The sequence below is a fragment of the Streptomyces sp. TRD_SC_5 genome (assembly GCF_056836825.1).
Genome location: NZ_JBWZZS010000001.1, coordinates 1,431,145 through 1,452,105 on the forward strand (window position 1 = coordinate 1,431,145; position 20,961 = coordinate 1,452,105).

Below are 20,961 nucleotides of genomic sequence, written 5' to 3' on the forward strand. Positions count from 1 at the left end.
CCGCCCTTCGTCGGGAGAGCCTGCGCAGCCTGTAACACTGTTACACCGGCGCCGATGAAGGGGAAAGAGCCGTGCACGTACGGGATTTGGGAGCTCCATGCCACGCAGCCCACGCACTCCAGGCACCCCAGGCAGTCCGCACAGCCCACGCAGCCCGCGTACCGCGCTGACGCGCGAGGAGGTCCTGGACGCGGCCGCGGCGCTCGTCAAGCAGCACGGCCCGGCCATGCTCACCATGCGCAAGCTCGCCGCCGAACTCGGCACGGCGGTCACCTCGATCTACTGGCACGTCGGCAACCGCGAGTCCCTCCTCGACGCCCTCGTCGAGCGGACCGTGGAGGAGATGGGCGCCGTCCGCCCGGCCGGCCGCACCCCGGCCGCCCGCATCGTCTCCGTCGCTCGCGGACTGCGCCGGGAGCTGCGGGAGCGCCCCCACCTGATCGCGATGGTCCACGAACGCGGCCTCACCGAGCGGATGTTCCTGCCCGCCCAGCAGGCCCTCGTCCACGAGGTGCACGCGGCGGGCCTGCGCGGGGCTCGGGCCGCCGAGGCCGTACGGGCCGTCCAGTTCCAGGTCGTCGGGTACGTCCTCGTCGAACGCAACCGCGAACGCGCCCCCGCGCAGCACCCGGGCGAGGAGGACCTGTGGGACGCCGAGAGCGCGGAACACGACCCGGCCCTCGCCCGCGCCCTGGCCCGGCCCGCCGATCCCGAACGGCTCTTCGTCAACTCCGTGAGGGCTCTCGTGGACGGTCTGCTCACCCGGGCGGGCGGGGCTGTCAGTGGGGGCCCGTATCCTCAGTGACCATGCTCGAAGACCAGCCGACAGCACCGACAGCAGCGCCGTGGCCGACCGCCTACCCGAAGGGGTACGCGGTCGTCGACGTGGAGACCACCGGGCTCGCGCGCGACGACCGGATAATCTCCGCTGCCGTCTACCGGCTGGACTACCGGGGGGACGTCGAGGACCACTGGTACACGCTCGTCAACCCTGAGCGTGACCCCGGCCCCGTCTGGATCCACGGCCTGACGAGTGATGTGCTCGTGGGCGCCCCGCTGTTCCCGGACATCGCCGCGGAGCTGTCCGAGCGGCTCGACGGCCGGGTGCTCGTCGCGCACAACGCGATGTTCGACTGGTCGATGATCGCCCGGGAGTACGCACGCGCCGAGCGCACCGCGCCCGTCCAGCAGCGGCTGTGCACCATCGCGCTCTCCAAGGAGCTGCGACTGCCCCTGCCCAACCACAAGCTGGAGTCGCTGGCCGCGCATTTCGGCGTCGTACAGCAACGCGCTCACCACGCGCTCGACGACGCGCGCGTGTTGGCCGAGGCGTTCCGCCCGAGCCTGCACGCGGCGGCGCAGGGCGGTGTGCGACTGCCGCTGCTCGAATGCCTGCCGCTCGCCGAGTGGTCGGACTCGCCCGCGACACCACGGATCGGCTATCAGGCGTCGTACCGGGGAGGTGGCGGCAGCTGGCGCCCGTCGCGGAAGCGGCCGGCGTGCCCGCACCCGAACCCCGGACGGTACGAACCGGGCAAACTACTCAAGCAGGGCATGCGGGTGGCGTTTTCGGGCGATACGTCCGTGGACCGCGAGCTGTTGGAGGACCGGGCCGTGGAGGCGGGTCTGCACATCGCGACGAGTGTGTCGCGGCTCACGAGCCTGCTCGTCACCAATGACCCCGACTCCGCGACGTCCAAGACCGTCAAGGCCAAGTCCTTCGGCACGCCCGTCGTCGACGAGGCCGCCTTCACCCAGCTGCTGCGGGACGTGTCTCCGGCAGACGGGTGATTGGCGGCGACTCGCCCGCCCACCACTCGCCCTGCCGCGCCCACCGTCCCACCCTGTGGCGCATGGCACGTTGCGAGGTATGCGGAAACGACTACGGCATGTCCTTCGAGGTGCACGCGCAGGGCGCGGTGCACGTCTTCGACTGCTTCTCCTGCGCCATCCACCGGATGGCGCCCATCTGCGAGCACTGCCGGGTCCAGATCCTGGGCCAGGGCGTCGAGGTCGAGGGCCACTGGTTCTGCGGCGCGCACTGCTCCCGCGCGGAGGGGAAGGTGGGCATCGTCGACAAGGTCTGAGGGCCCCGGAGCCGCGAACGCGGGCTCGCCCCGGCGGGAGACCCGCCCGCCGGGGACCACCGCGCGCCAGGTAACGTCAACGACGTGTACCGCTTCCTGTTGACCCGGCAGTGGGTGATCCTCACCCTCCTGATGCTCGTCCTCATTCCCACCATGGTCGAGCTGGGCTTCTGGCAGTTCCACCGGCACGAGCACCGGGTCGCGCAGAACAGGCTGATCTCCGACAACCTCAGGGCGAAGCCCCTCCCCATCGGCAACATCACCTCCCCCGGACACACCGTCCCGCGCTCCGACTACTGGCGCCGAGTAACCGCCACCGGCACGTACGACACCGCACACGAAGTCGTCGTACGCCGCAGGACGAACGCCGACGACAAGGTCGGCTACCACGTCCTCACCCCGCTGACCATGGACGACGGCCGCGCCGTCCTCGTCAACCGCGGCTGGATCCCCTTCGACGCCGACCAGCAGGCGTACCCCGAGGTCCCTGCCGCCCCCAAGGGCGAAGTCACCGTCACCGGGCGCCTGAAGGCCGACGAGACGACGGCGGGCAGCGGCATCAAGGATCTGAGCGGTCTGCCGCCCCGGCAGGTCATGCTGATCAACAGCGAGCAGCAGGCGAAGGCGCTCTCGCGACCCGTCCTCGGCGGCTACATCGAGCAGACCGGGCCCGTCCCGGCCGGCCCCGAGCCGGAGCTGGTGCCCGAGCCCGACGCCGACTCGATCGGTGCGCACATGGCGTACGCCGTGCAGTGGTGGCTGTTCGCCGCCGCGGTGCCGTTCGGCTGGTTCGTTCTCGTACGCCGTGAACTGCGCGACCGCGCCGAGGCGGCCCGGTCCCACGACGACGCACCCGCCGAGCCGGCCACCGCGGACGCCTGAGCCGACTCCCGCCCGCGGCACTGCTTAATGCCGCTTAATGCCATGCCCGCGCGGGAACACGAGTTTGCGTGACCCAACGCATCGAGGACTACGCGCTCATCGGAGACCTGCAGACCGCGGCACTGGTCGGCAAAGACGGTTCCATCGACTGGCTCTGCCTGCCCCGCTTCGACTCGGCCGCCTGCTTCGCCGCACTGCTCGGCGACGAGGAGAACGGCCACTGGCGGATGGCCCCCGCAGGCGCCGACTCCTGCGCGCGCCGCGCGTACCGCGGCGACAGCCTCGTCCTGGACACGGTCTGGGAGACCCGTTCCGGCTCGGTCAAGGTCACCGACTTCATGCCGCAGCGCGACAAGGCGCCCGATGTCGTACGGATCGTGGAGGGCCTCTCCGGCGAGGTGACGATGCGCTCCACCCTCCGGCTGCGCTTCGACTACGGCAACATCGTGCCGTGGATGCGCCGCACGGCCGGGCACCGGGTCGCCGTCGCGGGCCCCGATGCCGTGTGGCTGCGCGCCGAGCCCGCGGACCGGGTGAAGAGCTGGGGCCAGCAGTACACCACTTACTCGTCGTTCACCGTCGCCGAGGGCGAAAAGGTGGCATTCATCCTGACATGGCACCCGTCGCACGAGCCGGAGCCGCCCTTCACCGATCCGTACGAGGGACTGGAGCACAGCCTCCAGGACTGGGAGGACTGGGCCGCCCGCTGCCGCTACGAAGGCCCCCACCGTGAGGCCGTGCTGCGCTCCCTCATCACCCTCAAGGCGCTCACGTACGCCCCGACCGGGGGCATCGTCGCCGCCCCCACCACCTCACTGCCGGAGGAGCTCGGCGGCGTACGCAACTGGGACTACCGCTACTGCTGGCTGCGCGACTCCACCCTCACGCTCGGCGCGCTCGTCGCCGCCGGCTACATCGACGAGGCCGCGGCCTGGCGCGACTGGCTGCTGCGGGCGGTCGCGGGCGACCCCGCCGACCTCCAGATCATGTACGGCCTGGCCGGCGAGCGCCGGCTGCCCGAGACGGAACTGCCGTGGCTGAGCGGATACGAGGGGTCCAAGCCCGTCCGTACCGGCAACGCGGCCGTCAAACAGCTCCAGCTCGATGTGTACGGAGAGGTCATCGACTCCCTCCACCTGGCCAGAGCCTGGGGCATGCAGTCCAAACCGCACGCGTGGAACCTGCAGCTCAGCCTCCTCGGCTTCCTGGAGTCCAACTGGCGCGAGCCGGACGAGGGCCTGTGGGAGGTCCGGGGGCCGCGCCGGCACTTCGTGCACTCCAAGGTGATGGCGTGGGTCGCGGCCGACCGCGCCGTACGCGCCCTGGAGGACGACCCGGCGCTGCGCGGCGACGCGGACCGGTGGCGGGCGATGCGCGACGAGGTGCACCGGGAGGTCTGCGAGAAGGGGTACGACCCCGCGCGCAACACCTTCACGCAGTCCTACGGCTCCACCGAACTCGACGCCGCCACACTCCTCATCCCCCGGGTCGGCTTCCTGCCGCCGGACGATCCACGGGTCGTCGGGACGGTCGAGGCGGTGCAGACCGAGCTCGGCCGCGGCGGTTTCATCCGCCGCTACAGCACGGACGGCCTCACCGTCGACGGGCTGCCCGGCGACGAAGGAACGTTCCTCGCCTGCTCGTTCTGGCTCGTCGACGCGTTGCGGATGACGGGACGGGTGAAGGAGGCCCGGGAGCTCTTCGAGCGGCTGCTGGCCCTGCGCAACGACGTGGGGCTGCTCGCCGAGGAGTACGACCCGGCCACCGGGCGGCAGCTCGGGAACTTCCCCCAGGCATTCAGTCATATCGGACTTGTGGGGTCCGCTCTCGCCCTCGGCGGGGAGGACGCGGCAGGATGGGCCCATGGATCTTGAACTGAAAGACCGCGTATACGTCGTCACCGGAGCCAGCCGCGGGCTCGGCTTCGCCTCGGCACGGCAGTTGACGGCCGACGGCGCGAAGGTGGTGGTGAGCGGCCGGGACGAGAAGGCGGTGGCCGACGCAGCCGCGGAACTCGGCCCGAACGCGGTGGGTGTCGCCGCCGACAACGCGGACCCCGCGTCGGCGGAGCGCCTGATCGCCGCTGCCCGGGCGCACTTCGGGCGCTTCGACGGCATCCTCATCAGCGTCGGCGGCCCGGTGCCGGGCGTCGCGGCCGACAACACGGACGAACAGTGGCAGGCGGCCTTCGACGCCGTCTTCCTCGGGGCGGTACGGCTGGCCCGTGCGGCGGCGGCCGAACTCTCCGAGGGCGGCGTCATCGGCTTCGTACTCTCCGGCTCGGTCCACGAACCCATCCACGGCCTCACCATCTCCAACGGCCTGCGGCTGGGGCTGGCGGGCTTCGCCAAGTCCCTCTCCGACGACCTGGGCCCCCGGGGCATCCGGGTCGTGGGCCTGCTGCCGGCCCGGATCGACACGGACCGGGTACGGCAGCTGGACGCGCTGTCCGGCGACGCGGAGGGGGCGCGCGCGGCCAACGAGTCACGCATCCCGCTGCGGCGCTACGGCAGGCCGGAGGAGTTCGGCAAGGCGGCGGCGTTCCTGCTGTCACCGGCGGCGTCGTACCTGACGGGCATCATGCTCCCGGTCGACGGCGGCACGCGTCACGGCTTCTGACCTTGCCGGGCCCACGGCCCCGGGACGACGGTGCGGGTTGCGCGGCGCGGAGCGCCGCTGCACCGCGTGTGGGGCTCCGCCCCAGACCCCGCTCCTCAAACGCCGGAGGGGCTGGAGTGTGCCGCTGAGCGGGCTGTGCCGGCCGAGGCGGGATGTGTCCGCTGCGCGGCATATCCGTCCTGCGCGGCACATCCGATCCGCCCCGCCCGGCAAATCCAGCCCGTCCGGCGTTTGAGGACACGCCCGGAGGGCGTCCGGGGGTCTGGGGGCCTGCCCCCGGTTTCGGGAAGGGGCGGGGTGGGGAAGTTTCGCCGTTACGCAACGCGCCGCCCGCGCGTACCAGCGCCGGTCGGCCGGTGCCGGGGCCGGTAGGCCGGGACCGGGCCCAAGGGCAGGGCCAAGCCACCGTGAACCGAGGCCCGGTCGCCTCAACTCACCCGGCGCGCCCCGTGTTTGACCTCGCGGAGGCGGACCTCCGCCGGGAGCGACTCCAGCCCCGCCGAGTTCCGCGCATGGGCCAGCGCCCCGTGCGTGAGCCCGGCCAGCGTTTCGGCCGGTTCCGCGTGGGGCGCGAGGAGCAGTGCGATCCGCGCCCGGGGCGCGTCCCGGCGCCCGGTCAGCGTCACGTGCGCCCGCTCCACCCCGTCCAGGGTCTGCGCCTCCCCCGCCAGCACGTTCTCCAGCGCCCGCCCCCGCAGTACCGCGCCCTCCCCGTCACCGCTGTCGACCAGCACTTCGGCGAGCCGGTGCCGGCGCAGTTGGGCCAGCAGCCACCACAGCGCGAGCAGGACGAGCACAGCAAGGGCCGCGATGACGGCCGGCCACCACCACCCCGAGTCCCGCCACCGCGTACGGTCCGCCTCGCTCAGCAGCACATCGTCGCGCCCGTCGAACGGCCACCACGACGGTACGGACATCCCGAGCCCGGTGGCGAGCACCCCCGCGCCGACGGCGAGGAGCACCAGGCCCGCGAGTCCGAGCAGGACACGGTTGACCTTCTTGGGCATCGCTCCGTCACCCCTTCTTGTCCGGCCGGAGGACACGCACCGACAGACTCGGCCGCCCGGCCAGCCCGAGCTGCTGGATCGCAGTGGTGAGCACCGCTTCCAAGTCGGCCTCCACCTCTTCGAGTTCGCGGAAGTGCGACACGGCCCGCACGCGCACCCTGGAGCGCCCCACCGCCACCCGTACGGACTGCACGCCGGACACCTCCATGGCCCGGTCGCGCAGCATCATCGCGGCGGCCTTCCGGTCGAGTCCGGCCCGGGTGTCAGCCGACGTACGCCGCATCGGCAGGATCGCGCGCAGCCCGGGCGCGACGGCGAAGAGCAGCAGCCACAGCCCGAGGGCCGCCGCGACGCCCGCGCCGATGAGCACCCACACGTTGTCCAGGGGCCGCGTCGCGAGGCCGTCCGCCAGCTCGCGGCGCCAGCGCATCGCGGGGTGGCCGGCCCGTACCGCCGCGATGTCGTACAGCAGCAGACCGGCGCCGCCGAGTACCACCAGGGCGACCAGCGCGGCCGGCACCCGGCGGGCGGACCAGAAGCGTCCCGCCCTCCCGCCGTCCTCCTCATGGAGGGTCGGGACCGGCTCCTGCACCGTGGCACTCGAACCGGGCACGGCGGGCCCGGCGGGCGCAGCGGGGGAGGCGCCGGCCGGGCCCTGCTCGCGTCCGATGATCGGAAGCCGCTGCGTGCGTCCGTTGTCTCCCAGGTCGCCGTGGTCGGGTCCGGTCATCGGATCCTCCCCCGCTCCGCGCCCCGCGCCTGCGCCGAATGCAGCCGCTCGACGTGAACCGCCACCTCGGACACTTCCATGCCGGCCAACGTGCTCACCCCCCGGGCGACTTCATGACGTACCGCACCGCACTGACCGCCGATGTCGCTGGGATAGCCGAGTTCGAGAACGACCCGTACCCGCGCCTTGTCGTGATGCACGGTCACCGTCGCGTGCGGCGCCTTGCCGCCCTCCGGCACCTTGCCGAGCGCCTCGCGCGCCGACTGCGCGGCGATCTTCGCGACGACCCGGTCGGCGATCCGGGTCGCGCCGCGCTCGGCGGCCTCGACCTGACCGGTGGCCATCGCGGGGTTCACCTCGGCCGGCCGCCGCGCTCACCCACGCGGAAGAAGTCGCCTGGTTCGAGGTCACCGTCGGCGAACTTACCCACCACGAAGCCGATCGCGCCCAACGCCGCCACCAAGAGAAATGCTCCGAACCCGCCGAAGTATCCGGCGAACCCGAGCGCCATACCGGCCACAAGGCCGACCACCGCCATGCTCATCCTGCTACTCCCTCTACTGGAGACGTGGCTCCGGCTCGTCCTCTTCCTCGTCGGGCAGCTTCACATCGCTGACCGCGATATTGACCTCGACGACTTCGAGGCCCGTCATGCGTTCCACGGCCGATACGACGTTCTCCCGGACCGCGCGGGCGACATCGGCGATCGATACGCCGTACTCGACGACGATCTCCAGGTCCAGAGCCGTCTGCACCTCGCCGACCTCGGCCTTGACGCCCCGGCTGACGGTCTTCGCTCCGCCCGGCACCCGGTCGCGCACGGCCCCGAAGGTGCGGGAGAGTCCGCTTCCCATGGCGTGCACACCCAGTACGTCACGGGCCGCGAGACCGGCGACCTTCTCGACTACGCCGTCGGCGATCGTCGTACGGCCACGGGAGGACGGATCACCGCTGCCGCGCTTCGTCATGGAGGGCTTCTTCCCCTCCTCGCCGGGCGACCCCTTGTCGGGGTTGCCGGGCCGGTTTCGCTGCGTGGTGTCACTCATAGCCGTTCGTCCCTTTCCGGGCGGTACTGGACTCCACTGCCCACATTAGGTGCGGTTGCCCGATCTCGCGCCGGGGATGCGGCAGGCTGGAGCAATGGCACCTGACGGATTGACCCGGGCAGTACGGCAACGACTCGGCCTGGGCAGACTGCTGCCTCTGGGTGAGGCGTCGGACGGCGCGTGGCTTGCGGAGAAGGCGGCCGATTCGGTTCTGCGGCAAGCAGCGGAGGAGGTTGCCGGCGTCAGTCTCGGGCCGCTGCGCATCGCGCTCGCCGACCCGGACACGGCTGCCGCACCTGCCGTTCCACCGCCGCCGGGCGCGCTGCCGCCCGGGCCGCTGCGCATCGACGCGAACCTCACGGCCACGGCCGGGGGCGAACCGCTGCCGCACCAGGCGGAGCGGCTGCGTATCGCACTGCGGGAGGCGGCCTCGGCCCGGCTGGGACTGGTGGTCGCGGCCGTGGACCTGCGTGTGACGGACCTGGTGGAAGCGGGTTGGGATCCCGCCGCGACCACTCCCCCGAACGGGGGACAGGGACGTCATGACGCTTACGAGGAGGAGTACGAGGACGACTCCTCACGGCCCGAGGGAGAACAGCCCGGGGAAGAGGCGGGCGGGCCGGAGGCGGGCGGCGCCGCCGAACGGGCAGCCGCAGCGGCGGCCGCGGCGACGTCCGTCCCCGGCGTGGCGCGCCTGACCCACACCCTCGGCGCCTCTGTCCGGCTCACGGACGGCCATGTACAGGTCCAGCTCGCGACGGCGACGGGCCACCGCGCGCTGGCGGTCGCCATCGCCGTACGCAGGGCCGTCGCCGCGTCCCAGGACGGCCGGCCCACAGTGGCCGTCCTGGTGACCGGCGTGGAGTGAACGGGCCGGCAGATCAGCCGGTCCTCGAGTCAGCGCGTCAGTCGCCGAGGCCCGCGAGGTCGCGCAGCCTGCGGGCCTGGGCGGCGCGCTCCGCGACGCGCTGCTCCTCGTACGTACGCGAGGGCGCACCCTGGAGCAGCGCCTTGGTCTCGATCACGGCGTCGCGGGGCGCGGCGAGCAGGGCGCTCGCCAAGTCCCGTACGGCGCCGTCGAGTTCGTCGCCGGGCACGACAAGGTTGGCGAGCCCGACACGCTCGGCCTCCGCCGCGTGGACGAACCGTCCGGTGGCGCAGATCTCCAGCGCACGCGCGTAGCCGACGAGGCCGGTGAGCGGGTGCGTGCCGGTGAGGTCGGGCACGAGACCGAGGCTGGTCTCGCGCATCGCGAACTGCACGTCCTCGGCGACGACCCGCAGGTCGCAGGCGAGGGCGAGCTGGAAACCGGCGCCGATGGCATGGCCCTGTACGGCGGCGATGGTGACGAGGTCGCCGCGCCGCCACCAGGTGAATGCCTCCTGGTACTCGGCGATGACCGCGTCGAGGTCTTCGTCGGAGCCGCGTGCGAGATCAAGGAAGGAGGGCTCACCGTCGAAGCCTTCGGGGCTGAACGCCTGCCGGTCCAGGCCGGCGGAGAAGGACTTGCCCTCGCCGCGCAGCACCACGACCCGCACGTTGCCAGGAAGAGACCGTCCGGCTTCCGTCAACGCCCGCCACAGAGCGGGAGACTGGGCGTTGCGCTTGGCCGCGTTGGTCAGGGTCACCGTGGCAACGGCGTCCTCGACGGTGAGTCGTACGCCGTCCTTGTCGAGCACAGAGTCGAGCGAAGCCATGTGGCGCCTCCGGTTCGGGTGGCAGTCGTGCGGTCAGTAAGTGACTGCACAGTAACCACCCGGGCGATCCTGCGATCGACCGGGTGGCCACCGCCCAAAAACCGATGGGCCGGGCCCGCCCGAGGCGGTCAGGCCGTAGTGGCCTTCTTGCCTCGTGTCGCCCCGCCGCGTCCCCGCAGCGTGACGCCGGACTCGCTGAGCATCCGGTGTACGAATCCGTAGGAGCGGCCGGTCTCTTCGGCCAGCGCCCGGATGCTCGCACCGGAGTCGTACTTCTTCTTCAGGTCTGCCGCGAGCTTGTCGCGCGCGGCGCCGGTTACCCGGCTGCCCTTCTTCAGAGTCTCGGCCACCCGTGCCTCCTCAAGGAAGTGCGCTCTGGACTCTCATGATCACCCCTCCCGGGCTTCCTGGCCACCCATTCGGCAAGGTCCGTACAACTACGTTTGCCCGAGAGGAGCCCCCGACTGCAATCGGAATGCACGGTTCCGCAGACTTTCCGTCGTACGTCCGGACGATCCCTGGAGGGAATCGGCAGGTCAGCGCGGGTATAGGAGCAGCGGAACGCGGACGGCCCGCCCCACGGGGGACGGGCCGCAATCCGGTGCATGACACGCCGGGGTACGAGAGCCACTCACTCAGATGAAGGATCACCCATAAGCCGAATGATCCAGTGGAAGTGGATCAGGCCCACGGATCCACGGATCGAGCCGGGATCAGGCCAGGGCGACGAGGTCCTTGTAGTCCGGACCCCACAGGTCCTCCACGCCGTCCGGCAGCAGGATGATCCGCTCCGGCTCCAGCGCGTCGACCGCGCCCTCGTCGTGGGTGACGAGGATGACCGCGCCCTTGTACGTGCGCAGGGCGCCGAGGATCTCCTCGCGGCTGGCCGGGTCGAGGTTGTTCGTCGGCTCGTCGAGGAGCAGGACGTTGGCGGACGAGACGACCAGGGTGGCCAGGGCGAGACGGGTCTTCTCGCCGCCGGAGAGGACCCCGGCCGGCTTGTTGACGTCGTCACCGGTGAAGAGGAACGAGCCGAGCGTCTTGCGGACCGCGACGAGGTCGAGGTCGGGCGCCGCCGAGCGCATGTTCTCCAGGACCGAGCGCTCCGGGTCGAGTGTCTCGTGCTCCTGGGCGTAGTAGCCGAGCTTGAGGCCGTGGCCCGGGATGACCTCGCCGGTGTCGGGCTTCTCCGTGCCGCCGAGCAGGCGCAGCAGGGTCGTCTTGCCCGCGCCGTTGAGGCCGAGGATGACGACGCGCGAACCCTTGTCGATGGCCAGGTTGACGTCGGTGAAGATCTCCAGCGAGCCGTACGACTTGGACAGGCCCTCCGCCATCAGCGGGGTCTTGCCGCAGGGCGCGGGGTCCGGGAAGCGCAGCTTGGCGACCTTGTCGGAGACCCGTACCGCATCGAGGCCTGAGAGCAGGCGCTCGGCGCGCTTGGCCATGTTCTGCGCGGCGACGGTCTTGGTGGCCTTCGCGCGCATCTTGTCGGCCTGCGAGTTGAGGGCGGAGGCCTTCTTCTCGGCGTTCTGACGCTCGCGCTTGCGGCGCTTCTCGTCGGCCTCGCGCTGCTGCTGGTAGAGCTTCCAGCCCATGTTGTAGACGTCGATCTGCGAGCGGTTGGCGTCCAGGTAGAAGACCTTGTTGACGACCGTCTCGACGAGCTCGACATCATGGGAGATCACGATGAAGCCGCCGCGGTACGTCTTGAGGTAGTCCCGGAGCCAGACGATGGAGTCCGCGTCGAGGTGGTTCGTCGGCTCGTCGAGGAGCAGGGTGTCGGCGTCCGAGAAGAGGATGCGGGCCAGCTCGACACGACGGCGCTGACCGCCGGAGAGCGTGTGGAGGGGCTGGCCGAGCACACGGTCGGGCAACCCGAGCGCGGCGGCGATGGTGGCGGCCTCGGCCTCGGCGGCGTAACCGCCCTTGGTGAGGAACTCCGTCTCCAGGCGCTCGTACTTCTTCATCGCCTTTTCGCGGGTGGCGCCCTGTCCGTTCGACATGCGCTCCTCGTTCTCGCGCATCTTGCGCAGGACCGAGTCGAGGTCGCGGGCGGACAGGATGCGGTCGCTGGCGAGGACGTCGAGGTCGCCGGTGCGCGGGTCCTGCGGGAGGTAGCCGACCTCGCCGGAGCGGGTGATGGTGCCGCCGGCGGGGGTGCCTTCGCCTGCGAGGCACTTGGTGAGGGTCGTCTTGCCCGCTCCGTTGCGGCCGACGAGGCCGATGCGGTCGCCCTTGGCGATACGGAAGGAGGCGGACTCGATGAGGAGACGGGCGCCGGCGCGCAGCTCGATGCCGGAGGCGGTGATCAAGGAAAAACTCCAAGGCGGTATGGACGGCGGAAGGGACGGACGGAGATTTCTTCGACGCCGTCTAATGCACAAGGAGAGTTGCCATAGACCCAGTCTAACGGTCGTCCGCAACTACTTTTCTGGCGCGGGTTCCGTCGCCGGGAAGGGCGTTGCCGAGGGGTGTGCGATCCGGCACGATCCGGCCGAGACCGTCGACGGCGACCAGTTCGGCCGTCCAGGAGGCGTCGGCGCCGCAGGGCTGCGCGACCAGCAGCGCGCCCCCGGTGCGGGCCGTGCGGCGCGCGTCGAAGGCGCATCCGGGCTCGGCGGGCAGCACCCAGCGCAGGTCGCCGTCGACGGTGCGGTACGCCGCGATGCGCTGCGGGGTGACGACGGCGAGCATGCCGGCGCCGGGGTCGAGGGGCTGCAGGACGCCGTCGGCGCGGTCGGGGCCGCCGGTCGCCGGCCGGTGCGAGAGGCCGGGGACGGCGCGGTGCCAGTGGACCGTACGGCCGGTGGTGCGGGCGGTGTCGGTGACCAGCCCGTCGCTCCACAGCGCGAAGGCGTGGCCGGGCGCGGGGCGCAGGGCGACGGGGCGCCTCCCCGCGCGGGTGTGCGTCCAGTGCCGCCGGCCGCTCGCCTTGTCGTACGCCTCGACGGCCTCGCCCCGGATGCGCAGGGCGGGGTCGGGGCGGGCCGCGGGGGTGTGGGCGGTGAGCCGGTCGCCGTACGGGGCGTGCCTGGCCTGGTGGGCGGCGGTGGCCAGGGGCAGGGCGAGGGCGGCGGCAGCGAGGGTGAGCGCGATGCGCAGGACGCGGCGGGGGGCGCGGTGACCGCTCGGGGCGATGTGCCGGTCGCGAGAGCTGCGAGGAGCGCTGCGGGGGCCGGCGGAATCGCGGGTGCCACCGGCCGGCGGCGCCGCTGACGTGCTGGCAGTCACGATTCCCCCTTGCGGCGCCGCCCATGGATCAGGCACAGAAGGTAGTCGCGGGCGTCGGGGGCCGGGTTCCGGGCCGGGCCGACACGGCGGGCGGGGCCGGACGTGTCCCCCGTTCGGCCCCGCGCGGCCACGCCCGGCCTGGTGCGGCCCTGCTCGCTTTGTCCCCGGCGGACCAGGAATGGCGTTGTCAGTGGCCGGTGCAAGACTGAGAGCCACGTCACACCTGGCACGCTCGACGAGAGGACGAGGTGATCGGCATGGCCGGCGCACCGAGCATTTACCCGACGGTTCTGTACAAGGACGCCAAGGCCGCCATCAGGCTGCTGAAGGACGCTTTCGGTTTCCGTGAGGTCGCCCTCTACGAGAGCGAGAGCGGGTACGTCGAGCACGCGGAGCTGGCGCACGGCAACGGCGCGGTGATGGTGGGGTCGCACGGCCGGGAGGGCGTCTTCGCCAAGGCGATGGCGGATGCGGGGCCGGTGGGCGTGTATGTGGTGGTCGAGGACGTGGACGCGCATCACGCGCGGGCGGTGGAGCACGGGGTGGAGATCCTGATACCGCCGACCGACCAGGACTACGGCTCCCGCGACTACATGGCCCGGGACCCCGAGGGCAACCTCTGGAGCTTCGGGACGTACACCCCGGCGGTCGGGGGCTGACACGACACGGCGCGACTGCTGGGGACGCCCTGGGGGCGTGTCCTCAAGCGCCGGACGGGGCTGAGGAGAGACGGGGACACTGGGGCTCCGCCCCCCAGACCCCGCTCCTCAAACGCCGGAGGGGCTGGAGGGTGCCGCACGGCGGGAAGGTGCTGAGCGCGGCAGACCAGCTCAGCCGCATCCAGCCCGTCCGGCCCGTAGGGGGTCCGGGCCTGGGGCTTGCCCCAGTTCGGGGAGGGGCGGGTCGAGGAACAGGCCCCCGCGGAGCGGCGGGCTACACGCCGCCCGTGTGGACCTGGAACGCCGCTCTGCGGACCGCCTTCGCCAGGGCTGGGTCCGGGTGGGCCGCGGCCAGGGCGACCAGGACCTGGACCGTGCGGGGGTGGCCGATGGCGCGGACCTCGTCCAGCAGTGCGGGCACGGTTGATTGCACCGCCGCGTCCAGGTGGCGTACCAGCAACTGCGTCTCGCCGTGGTCCGCGACCGCAGCGGCCGTGTCCACCCACAGCCACGTGGACTCCTCGCGGGTGAGGATCTCGTGGGCGTCCTCGGGATCGGCGCCCTCGTACTCCGCCAGCCACAGCAGCGCGTAGGGACGCAGCGAGCTGTCGTCGGCCGCGGCCCGTACGCCGGACTCCGCCGGGGCCCCGACCACCCGCAGCGCGTCGAAGGCGAGTCCGCGCAGCAGCGCGTCCTCGCCGCGGGCCGCTTCGAGCAGCTCGGCGACGGCGCTGGAGACGGTACGGGCGGCGAGCCAGGCGCGGTACTCGGCGCGGGCCGGGCCGGGCGTCAGGCGGGCGCAGCCGCGCAGCATGTCCTCGGCGGACTGCTCGATGTTCCCGGCGGGGCTCTGTGCCGCGACGCAGATCTGCTCCAGCTTGACCCACACCGCCCAGTTGCCGAGCGCGGTGAGGGTGGCGAGGCCGGGGGCGAGGGTCAGGGCCCCCACTGCGGCCTGGCCTGCCAGGGCCCAGTCGAGGAGGAGTGGGAGCGGAGCGGCGGGAGTGAGGGGGGCGGGGAGCGGCTCGGGGCCGTACGGGACCTCGCAGTGCTCCTCGCGGAGTTCGGCCACGCGCTGTTCGAGCAGGTCGAGCAGCGCCGGCACCTGCACGGGACCGGCCGAGAGCTGGAGGAGGGAGAGCACCTGGGGGACGGCTTCCACGACCTCGGCGACGGAGGTGGCGGCGATGCCGTCGGGCGCGGGGTGGACGATCGACCACGCGTCGAAGAGTGCGACCCAGCCGCGCAGGACGGCCGCGTCGTCACGGTCCCAGGCGCGCAGCCGCCAGCCGGGGCGGGTGCGGTCGCCGTGGAGTTCGATCAGCCCGGCGAGCCTGGCCCTGTCCCAGCCGGCGCGGACCTGGGCCGGAGTCATGTCCAGTTCCGACGAGGCCTGTTGGACGGCCTCGGCGGAGAGCGCGCCGTCCCGGCCGGGCTCGACGCGGGACGCCGCTCCGCGCGGCGACGGGGAGGCCCAGCGTGCGACCCGTACGGCGTCGGCGAGCACGGTCCTGGCCTGACGGGCCAGTTCCGCGGGGGGCGGAGTGCCCTCGGGGGGCCTCGGGGCCGGGCGGGTACGCCGGTTCGTCACGGCCTGGGGTCCGCCCTGGGAAGCCAGGGGGAGGGCAGCGGCGAGGGGTCGCGGGCGGACAAGTCGGAGCCTGGAGTCGCGCGGGGTACGGGACGTCACAGAGAGCAGTCTCGCCGCTGACGCCCCGAAAGCCCAAACGGAATCGAACTCGCCGTTCATGGACGCCATCTGGCCGGAACCTTTCTCCGCCGGACGGGCCGGATATTCCGGGCGCGGCTGGGGGCGCGGCCTACATCAAGGGGGTCAGAAAGCGGCGCAGAACCTCTTCGTAGCCGGCCGGGGACGCGTTCCACATGGCCGCGTGCGGGGCCTGCGGCACGGGGTGGAGTACGACCAGGTCGGGGAGCAGCCGCGCCAGCGCCCGCGAGGGTTGCCAGGGGGCGACCGTGTCGTCCGGGCCGTGGAAGACCAGCGTGGGGACGCGCAGCCCTTCGGGACCTGCCGCTTCGCGCAGGCGGTCGCCGCGCAGTCCCGTGCTGCCCTGCACGGCCCTGACGGCGAGCGGGAGCAGCGCGCCCGGGGTGCGGCGGGCGACGGCCAGCGCCCGCACTGTCGCCTCCCAGTCGAGGACCGGGGAGTCGAGCACGAGGCCGCTGATGCGGTCACGGAGCGGGGAGCGCACGGCGGCGTGCACGGCCATGGCGCCGCCGGTGGACCAGCCGTGCAGGATGACGCGCTCGGCGCCGCCGCGCACGGCGTAGCGGATGGCGGCGTCCACGTCGCGCCACTCCGAGTCGCCGAGGTGGCAGAGGCCGCCCGGCGGCCTGGGGGCGCCGGCGTCTCCCCGGTAGGCGAGGCCGAGGACCGGGAGGTGCTGGGACCGCAGGAACGGCATGACGTTCATGGGGTGTTCCCGGGTGGTGCCGAGGCCGTGCACGGTGATCACCCAGGTGCTGCGGGCGCCCGGCAGGAACCAGGCGGGCAGTGCGCCGAGTTCGCCCGGCACGTCCACGTCGGTGTGGTCGATGCCGAGTGCGGTGCGCGGATCGCCGACGTACAGCCGCGGGGTGAGCCGGACTCTGGCGCCGGGGCCGAGTGTGCCGTGGCTGACGCGTTCCAGGCGGCGTACGACGGTGTCGGGGGTGTGCGGCGCGTTCTCGACGACGGGTCCGACGACCGCGTGGACGCCCGGTCCCTCGATGCCGTACGTGCCGGGGCGCAGGGACGCCAGGCAGCGGGTCAGGGTGACCTGTCCCGCCGCGGTGGCGTGCACGGTGAGCCGGGGGTCGGACGGCAGCGGCCTGCCGGCCGACGCCTTGAGCGCGGCGTCGCCGGCGTACCGGCCGATCGCGACCGCTGCCGCGCCGACGCCGAGGAGTGTCGTGACGGCCGCTGCCGTCGCTGTAGCCGGGCGCACCGCTCCAGTGTCCGCATCCGGGGGGCGCGGGGCCAGTGGGCGGGGGCCGGACGGCTCCTTTGACGACGCTGCGTGGCGGGGCGTCAGCTTTGTTGCGGGGCTTCGGGTCGGGGCCTTGGCGCGGGCGTTCGCGCGGGGCCTTCGCGGGGGTCTTCGCACGGGGTCTTCGCGCGGGGTCTTCGCGCGGGCGTCAGCCTCGCTGGCCGTACCCCTTGAGCTTTTCCTGTACTTCGCGCAGCCGGCCCTCGGAGAGCAGGGACGGTTCGCGGCCCGGCACGGAGCTCGCGGTGAGCCAGAGCCTGCACATCCATTCCAGCTGCGCGGTGCGGTCGTAGGCCTGGTCGAGCGTGTCTCCGTAGGTCACGGTGCCGTGGTTCTGGAGCAGACAGCCCGAGCGGTCACGCAGGGCCTGGAGCATGTTTTCGGCCAATTCTCGCGATCCGTACGTCGCATACGGGGCGGTGCGGACGGGGCCGCCGAGGGCCGCGGCCATGTAGTGCACGAGGGGCAGCTCGGTCACGAGGGTGGAGACGGCGGTGGCGTGCACGGCGTGGGTGTGGACCACGGCCGCGGCGTCGGTGCTGCGGTAGACGGCGAGGTGCATCGGGAGCTCGCTGGTGGGGGTGAGCCCGCCGAGGATCTGCTCGCCGTCGAGGTCCACGGCGACGGCGTCCTCCGGCCGCAGCCGGTCGTACGGGACTCCGCTCGGGGTGACGAGGACGAGTTCGCCGACGCGTACGGACACATTGCCCGAGGTGCCGACCACCAGCCCTTCGCGCACTGTCCTGCGGGCCGTGGCCACCAGGTCGTCCCATGCCCGTTCGATCGCGTCCCGCGTCGTGTCCTGAATCTGCTCCGCCATGGGGCGATCCTGCCAGGAGGCGGGCGCACCGCGGTGCGCCCGCCTCCTGGCAGGTGACCAGGATCTCTTCCACGGATTCACGACCCGCCGAAGCGGTTCGCGAGGGGCTGACGGGCCCCCGATTGCCCGGATCCCCGCCGCCGCGGCCACAAGCGGAATGGCGCCGACTCCTTTGGGGTCACCGCACCGCCCGGCCCAGTTCACCTTCCGTTCACTCAGGTTGCCTACGTTCCACGTGCCACTGACGTCGAACGATTGCCTGGGTAAATGGAACACATCACCTTGCTGCTCGCGATTGTGATCGTGACAGCTCTAGTGTTCGATTTCACGAACGGTTTCCACGACACCGCCAACGCGATGGCCACCACCATCTCGACCGGCGCCCTGAAGCCCAAGACGGCGGTGGCCATGTCCGCCGTGCTCAACCTGGTCGGCGCGTTCCTGTCCGTGGAGGTCGCCAAAACGATCTCCAGCGGCATCGTGACCGAAGACGGCATCACACCCGAAGTGATCTTCGCGGCGCTCGTCGGCGCCATCCTCTGGAACCTGATGACCTGGCTGATCGGCCTGCCGTCCAGTTCCTCGCACGCCCTCATGGGCGGTCTGATCGGTGCCACCATCGCCTCGGTCGGCGTCAGTGGTGTCAACGGCGGAACCGTCGTCACCAAGGTCCTGATCCCCGCGATCGCCGCCCCGCTCGTCGCCGGCCTCGCCGCGTACCTCGGCTCCCGGCTGACGTACCGGATCGGCAGGAACGCCGACCCGAAGGCCACCGCGAAGGGCTACCGCGCCGGGCAGATCACCTCGGCGGGCCTGGTCTCGCTGGCCCACGGCACCAACGACGCGCAGAAGACGATGGGCATCATCACGCTGGCGCTCGTCGCCGGCGGTGTCCTCGCCCCCGGCTCCAACCCCCCGATGTGGGTCATCATGTCCGCCGGTGTCGCCATCGCGCTGGGCACGTACCTGGGCGGCTGGCGCATCATCCGGACCATGGGCAAGGGCCTCACCGACCTCCAGCCGCAGCAGGGCTTCGCCGCCCAGACCAGCGCGGCCAGCGTCATCCTCGCCTCCTCCAACCTCGGCTTCTCCCTGTCGACCACGCATTCCTGCTCCGGCGCCGTGATGGGTGCGGGCCTGGGCCGCAAGGGCGGCGTGGTCCGCTGGTCCACCGCCACCCGGATGTTCGTCGCCTGGGGCCTGACGCTGCCGGCCGCCGGCCTGATCGCCGCGGGCTCGGAGTTCGTGACCAAGCAGGGCGACTGGGGCGTCGCGGTCGTCGCGGTCTTCCTGGTCGCCTCCTGCATCGCGATCTGGTTCATCTCCCGCCGCCAGGTGGTCGACCACACCAACGTCAACGACGTGGACGCGGAGGCCGAGCCCGCCGGTGTGGTCACGACCGCCATGGCAGCCGTCAGCGTGCCGCCCACGGCCGCGGCCCTCGCCGCCGAGGACCTCATGACCACCATCCCGGCCCCGGCCGGCAGCTCCGCCGAGCCGGCCCGCCCGGCCGCGGTGTAAGGACTAGGGACACATCACCATGAACATCGACTGGGTAGCTCTCGGCTCCGTATTCGGCGTGAGCCTCGTGGCGACCGTGGGACTGGTTGGCCTGTTCACCCTGGGCATCGTGGGTCTCTCCAAGCAGGAGAGCGCCTCCGCGCAGGGCGGCGGCTCCGCCGTCCTGGCCCGCACCGGCGCGTACACCTGCTTCGCGCTGTGCGCGGCGGCCGTGACGTACGGGATCTACCTGATCGTCGTCTGACGCGCCGGTAAGATCCTTCGCGAACCATTGCAGAAAGCGCCCCGCCGTCGGCCTTCAACAGCCGTCGGCGGGGCGCTTTCTGTGTGCCTCAGCACACTCTCCCGTCGCAGGTCAACGGCAAGTTGACGGCGTTCGCGGAGCGTGGTGGACTGCCGGAGCCGAATACGGCGGCACGAGAGGAAGCCCGGTGCGAATCCGGCGCGGTCCCGCCACTGTGACCGGGGAAGAGGAAGAGATCCCCGGGAGCCAGGAACTCTCACCGCCGGTCACGTCGAACCAGGGCGCGGACCCTGAGTGAGGACATACCGCCATGCCCGGCTGCCGTTCAGTCAGTCCTGCCCGTTCTGCCGGATCTGTCAGTCCTGACATCCCTGAGAGCACGACGCGTTCGCTTCGAGGCGCATCGGCCTGCTGAGCCATGCGTGCCGATCGCATCTTCGCGTACGGCGCCACCGCCGGCCTGATCGGCGACCTCGTCCTCGGTGATCCTCGCCGTGGGCATCCGGTCGCCGCGTTCGGGCGGGCCGCGGGCGCCGTCGAGTCCCTGCTGTGGCGTGACCACCGCGGGTGGGGCGCGGTGCACACCCTGGTGTGCGCCGGAGGCGCCGCCGGAGCCGCCGCGCTCGCTTCCCGCGCCGTACGCCGCTCCCCCGCCGCCGCGATCGCCCTGACCGCCGCCGCCACCTGGGCCGTCGTCGGAGGTACGTCGCTGGGCCGCGAGGCCCGTGCCGTGGGCAGCGCCCTGGAGGCCGGGGACATCGAGGTCGCCCGCGAACGCCTCCCCCACCTGTGCGGCCGCGACCCGCAGTCGCTGGACGCCCAGCAGATCGCCCGCGCCGTCGTCGAGTCCGTCGCCGAGAACACCTCGGACGCGGTCGTCGGCGCGCTGGTGTGGGGCGCGCTGGGCGGTGTGCCGGGGCTCGTGGCCTTCCGCGCCATCAACACACTTGACGCCATGGTGGGGCACAAATCCGCCAAATACCTGCGCTACGGCTGGGCTTCGGCCCGCCTCGACGACGTGGCCGGCTGGCCCGGGGCCCGGCTGACGGCCGCCCTGGCAGCGGTCGCGGCCGTCTCCGGGGGCGACCCTCGCGGTGCGGTGCGGGCCTGGCGTACGGACGCCTCGAAGCATCCGAGCCCCAACGCGGGCCCGGTGGAGGCGTCCTTCGCGGGCGCGCTCGGCGTACGGCTCGGCGGGACGCTCTCGTACGCGGGCCGGGTCGAGCACCGGCCCGTGCTCAACGCCGCCGGCCGGCCCGTCGGCGTACCGGACATCGAGCGGGCGGCGCGGCTGTCGCGGCGCGTCGGCGCGCTGGCTCTGGCGACGGCTGTCGTGGGGCGGCCGGCTTTCGGCGCGGTGCGACGCGGACTTGGTGCGCGCGGTGGGATACGTACTGGCATACGTGGTGGGAAGGGGCACGCGTGAGC

The 20,961-nt window shown here is 72.3% G+C and carries 23 protein-coding genes and 1 riboswitch; of the genes, 11 read left to right on the plus strand and 12 right to left on the minus strand.

The features are described from left to right. The first annotated feature begins 97 nt into the window (after positions 1–97). The 6 genes from AC1P0E_RS06695 to AC1P0E_RS06720 all read left to right on the plus strand — a co-directional run bounded on the left by AC1P0E_RS06695 (position 98) and on the right by AC1P0E_RS06720 (position 5,588). On the plus strand, positions 98–805 hold the full coding sequence (locus AC1P0E_RS06695) for a TetR/AcrR family transcriptional regulator (protein ID WP_482741222.1): 708 nt from the start codon (positions 98–100) through the stop codon (positions 803–805). After that, on the plus strand, positions 802–1,791 hold the full coding sequence (locus tag AC1P0E_RS06700; protein WP_482741223.1) for a DEDDh family exonuclease: 990 nt from the start codon (positions 802–804) through the stop codon (positions 1,789–1,791). The genes AC1P0E_RS06695 and AC1P0E_RS06700 overlap by 4 nt, the downstream gene beginning before the upstream one ends. Positions 1,792–1,853: 62 nt before the next feature. Next, entirely contained in the window at positions 1,854–2,087 is a 234-nt protein-coding gene (locus AC1P0E_RS06705) for a hypothetical protein (RefSeq protein WP_482741224.1), read from the plus strand. Between the two features lie 84 nt (positions 2,088–2,171). Next, positions 2,172–2,969 carry an SURF1 family cytochrome oxidase biogenesis protein gene (locus AC1P0E_RS06710; RefSeq protein ID WP_482741225.1) on the plus strand — a complete coding sequence of 266 codons (798 nt, stop codon included), beginning with the start codon at positions 2,172–2,174 and terminating at the stop codon, positions 2,967–2,969. Between the two features lie 68 nt (positions 2,970–3,037). Further along, positions 3,038–4,843, plus strand: a complete 1,806-nt coding sequence (locus tag AC1P0E_RS06715; RefSeq protein WP_482741226.1) for a glycoside hydrolase family 15 protein — start codon at positions 3,038–3,040, stop codon at positions 4,841–4,843. Next, the gene (locus tag AC1P0E_RS06720; RefSeq protein WP_482741227.1) at positions 4,833–5,588 is read left to right on the plus strand and encodes an SDR family oxidoreductase; all 756 of its coding nucleotides are present in this window, start codon (positions 4,833–4,835) and stop codon (positions 5,586–5,588) included. The genes AC1P0E_RS06715 and AC1P0E_RS06720 overlap by 11 nt, the downstream gene beginning before the upstream one ends. Before the next feature lie 428 nt (positions 5,589–6,016). Here AC1P0E_RS06720 and amaP read toward each other — a convergent pair whose 3' ends face one another. Genes amaP through AC1P0E_RS06745 form a run of 5 tightly spaced genes read right to left on the minus strand, consistent with a single transcriptional unit; the run spans position 6,017 to position 8,371 of the window. Then, the gene (amaP, locus tag AC1P0E_RS06725; RefSeq protein ID WP_482741228.1) at positions 6,017–6,595 is read right to left on the minus strand and encodes an alkaline shock response membrane anchor protein AmaP; all 579 of its coding nucleotides are present in this window, start codon (positions 6,593–6,595) and stop codon (positions 6,017–6,019) included. Positions 6,596–6,602: 7 nt separating this feature from the next. Next, the gene (locus AC1P0E_RS06730) at positions 6,603–7,325 is read right to left on the minus strand and encodes a DUF6286 domain-containing protein (protein ID WP_482741229.1); all 723 of its coding nucleotides are present in this window, start codon (positions 7,323–7,325) and stop codon (positions 6,603–6,605) included. Further along, positions 7,322–7,669 carry an Asp23/Gls24 family envelope stress response protein gene (locus AC1P0E_RS06735; protein ID WP_482741230.1) on the minus strand — a complete coding sequence of 116 codons (348 nt, stop codon included), beginning with the start codon at positions 7,667–7,669 and terminating at the stop codon, positions 7,322–7,324. The genes AC1P0E_RS06730 and AC1P0E_RS06735 overlap by 4 nt, the downstream gene beginning before the upstream one ends. Before the next feature lie 8 nt (positions 7,670–7,677). Further along, complete coding sequence (locus tag AC1P0E_RS06740; protein WP_028814280.1) at positions 7,678–7,869, minus strand: hypothetical protein; 192 nt, start codon at positions 7,867–7,869, stop codon at positions 7,678–7,680. A 13-nt stretch (positions 7,870–7,882) separates the two neighbouring features. Next, a complete protein-coding gene (locus tag AC1P0E_RS06745; RefSeq protein ID WP_482741231.1) occupies positions 7,883–8,371 on the minus strand; it encodes an Asp23/Gls24 family envelope stress response protein in 489 nt (162 codons plus the stop codon). A 94-nt stretch (positions 8,372–8,465) separates the two neighbouring features. Here AC1P0E_RS06745 and AC1P0E_RS06750 point away from each other — a divergent pair, with 94 nt between their 5' ends. Next, positions 8,466–9,239, plus strand: coding sequence for a hypothetical protein (locus AC1P0E_RS06750; RefSeq protein WP_482741232.1), 774 nt, complete (start codon positions 8,466–8,468; stop codon positions 9,237–9,239). Positions 9,240–9,276: 37 nt separating this feature from the next. Here the strand turns inward: AC1P0E_RS06750 and AC1P0E_RS06755 are convergent, their stop codons facing one another. From AC1P0E_RS06755 to AC1P0E_RS06770, 4 genes are all read right to left on the minus strand, one after another. Further along, entirely contained in the window at positions 9,277–10,068 is a 792-nt protein-coding gene (locus tag AC1P0E_RS06755; protein ID WP_482741233.1) for an enoyl-CoA hydratase/isomerase family protein, read from the minus strand. 128 nt (positions 10,069–10,196) lie between these two features. Then, positions 10,197–10,418 (minus strand): helix-turn-helix domain-containing protein, encoded by a 222-nt coding sequence (locus AC1P0E_RS06760; RefSeq protein ID WP_010987827.1) that lies wholly within the window; start codon positions 10,416–10,418, stop codon positions 10,197–10,199. 363 nt (positions 10,419–10,781) lie between these two features. Then, on the minus strand, positions 10,782–12,380 hold the full coding sequence (locus AC1P0E_RS06765) for an ABC-F family ATP-binding cassette domain-containing protein (protein WP_482741234.1): 1,599 nt from the start codon (positions 12,378–12,380) through the stop codon (positions 10,782–10,784). Positions 12,381–12,474: 94 nt separating this feature from the next. After that, positions 12,475–13,299, minus strand: a complete 825-nt coding sequence (locus tag AC1P0E_RS06770) for a hypothetical protein (RefSeq protein WP_482741235.1) — start codon at positions 13,297–13,299, stop codon at positions 12,475–12,477. A 257-nt stretch (positions 13,300–13,556) separates the two neighbouring features. Between AC1P0E_RS06770 and AC1P0E_RS06775 the strand changes: the two genes are divergently transcribed. After that, complete coding sequence (locus AC1P0E_RS06775) at positions 13,557–13,958, plus strand: VOC family protein (RefSeq protein ID WP_482741236.1); 402 nt, start codon at positions 13,557–13,559, stop codon at positions 13,956–13,958. Positions 13,959–14,232: 274 nt separating this feature from the next. Here the strand turns inward: AC1P0E_RS06775 and AC1P0E_RS06780 are convergent, their stop codons facing one another. The 3 genes from AC1P0E_RS06780 to AC1P0E_RS06790 all read right to left on the minus strand — a co-directional run bounded on the left by AC1P0E_RS06780 (position 14,233) and on the right by AC1P0E_RS06790 (position 17,768). Then, positions 14,233–15,549, minus strand: coding sequence for a hypothetical protein (locus AC1P0E_RS06780; protein WP_482741237.1), 1,317 nt, complete (start codon positions 15,547–15,549; stop codon positions 14,233–14,235). 229 nt (positions 15,550–15,778) lie between these two features. Beyond that, positions 15,779–16,906: an alpha/beta hydrolase gene (locus AC1P0E_RS06785; protein WP_482741238.1), complete on the minus strand. Its 1,128-nt coding sequence runs from the start codon at positions 16,904–16,906 to the stop codon at positions 15,779–15,781. Positions 16,907–17,096: 190 nt separating this feature from the next. Next, positions 17,097–17,768: a class II aldolase/adducin family protein gene (locus tag AC1P0E_RS06790; RefSeq protein WP_482741239.1), complete on the minus strand. Its 672-nt coding sequence runs from the start codon at positions 17,766–17,768 to the stop codon at positions 17,097–17,099. Positions 17,769–18,035: 267 nt separating this feature from the next. Between AC1P0E_RS06790 and AC1P0E_RS06795 the strand changes: the two genes are divergently transcribed. The 3 genes from AC1P0E_RS06795 (at position 18,036) to AC1P0E_RS06805 (ending at position 20,959) form a co-directional block, all read left to right on the plus strand. Beyond that, positions 18,036–19,289 (plus strand): inorganic phosphate transporter, encoded by a 1,254-nt coding sequence (locus AC1P0E_RS06795; protein ID WP_482741240.1) that lies wholly within the window; start codon positions 18,036–18,038, stop codon positions 19,287–19,289. A gap of 19 nt (positions 19,290–19,308) precedes the next feature. Continuing rightward, the gene (locus tag AC1P0E_RS06800; protein WP_482741241.1) at positions 19,309–19,533 is read left to right on the plus strand and encodes a hypothetical protein; all 225 of its coding nucleotides are present in this window, start codon (positions 19,309–19,311) and stop codon (positions 19,531–19,533) included. 128 nt (positions 19,534–19,661) lie between these two features. Next, a riboswitch (cobalamin riboswitch) is annotated at positions 19,662–19,808 on the plus strand. Between the two features lie 143 nt (positions 19,809–19,951). Beyond that, positions 19,952–20,959 (plus strand): cobalamin biosynthesis protein, encoded by a 1,008-nt coding sequence (locus tag AC1P0E_RS06805; protein ID WP_482741242.1) that lies wholly within the window; start codon positions 19,952–19,954, stop codon positions 20,957–20,959. Positions 20,960–20,961 lie beyond the last annotated feature (2 nt).

Excerpts from the sequence above, each read along its gene's own strand:
- AC1P0E_RS06775 (WP_482741236.1), top strand. The coding sequence starts at position 13,557 with ATGGCCGGCGCACCGAGCATTTACCCGACGGTTCTGTACAAGGACGCC.
- AC1P0E_RS06790 (WP_482741239.1), bottom strand. The coding sequence starts at position 17,768 with ATGGCGGAGCAGATTCAGGACACGACGCGGGACGCGATCGAACGGGCA.
- amaP (WP_482741228.1), bottom strand. The coding sequence starts at position 6,595 with ATGCCCAAGAAGGTCAACCGTGTCCTGCTCGGACTCGCGGGCCTGGTG.
- AC1P0E_RS06800 (WP_482741241.1), top strand. The coding sequence starts at position 19,309 with ATGAACATCGACTGGGTAGCTCTCGGCTCCGTATTCGGCGTGAGCCTC.
- AC1P0E_RS06745 (WP_482741231.1), bottom strand. The coding sequence starts at position 8,371 with ATGAGTGACACCACGCAGCGAAACCGGCCCGGCAACCCCGACAAGGGG.
- AC1P0E_RS06695 (WP_482741222.1), top strand. The coding sequence starts at position 98 with ATGCCACGCAGCCCACGCACTCCAGGCACCCCAGGCAGTCCGCACAGC.
- AC1P0E_RS06705 (WP_482741224.1), top strand. The coding sequence starts at position 1,854 with ATGGCACGTTGCGAGGTATGCGGAAACGACTACGGCATGTCCTTCGAG.
- AC1P0E_RS06795 (WP_482741240.1), top strand. The coding sequence starts at position 18,036 with ATGGAACACATCACCTTGCTGCTCGCGATTGTGATCGTGACAGCTCTA.
- AC1P0E_RS06735 (WP_482741230.1), bottom strand. The coding sequence starts at position 7,669 with ATGGCCACCGGTCAGGTCGAGGCCGCCGAGCGCGGCGCGACCCGGATC.
- AC1P0E_RS06750 (WP_482741232.1), top strand. The coding sequence starts at position 8,466 with ATGGCACCTGACGGATTGACCCGGGCAGTACGGCAACGACTCGGCCTG.
- AC1P0E_RS06720 (WP_482741227.1), top strand. The coding sequence starts at position 4,833 with ATGGATCTTGAACTGAAAGACCGCGTATACGTCGTCACCGGAGCCAGC.
- AC1P0E_RS06730 (WP_482741229.1), bottom strand. The coding sequence starts at position 7,325 with ATGACCGGACCCGACCACGGCGACCTGGGAGACAACGGACGCACGCAG.
- AC1P0E_RS06755 (WP_482741233.1), bottom strand. The coding sequence starts at position 10,068 with ATGGCTTCGCTCGACTCTGTGCTCGACAAGGACGGCGTACGACTCACC.
- AC1P0E_RS06805 (WP_482741242.1), top strand. The coding sequence starts at position 19,952 with ATGCGTGCCGATCGCATCTTCGCGTACGGCGCCACCGCCGGCCTGATC.
- AC1P0E_RS06740 (WP_028814280.1), bottom strand. The coding sequence starts at position 7,869 with ATGAGCATGGCGGTGGTCGGCCTTGTGGCCGGTATGGCGCTCGGGTTC.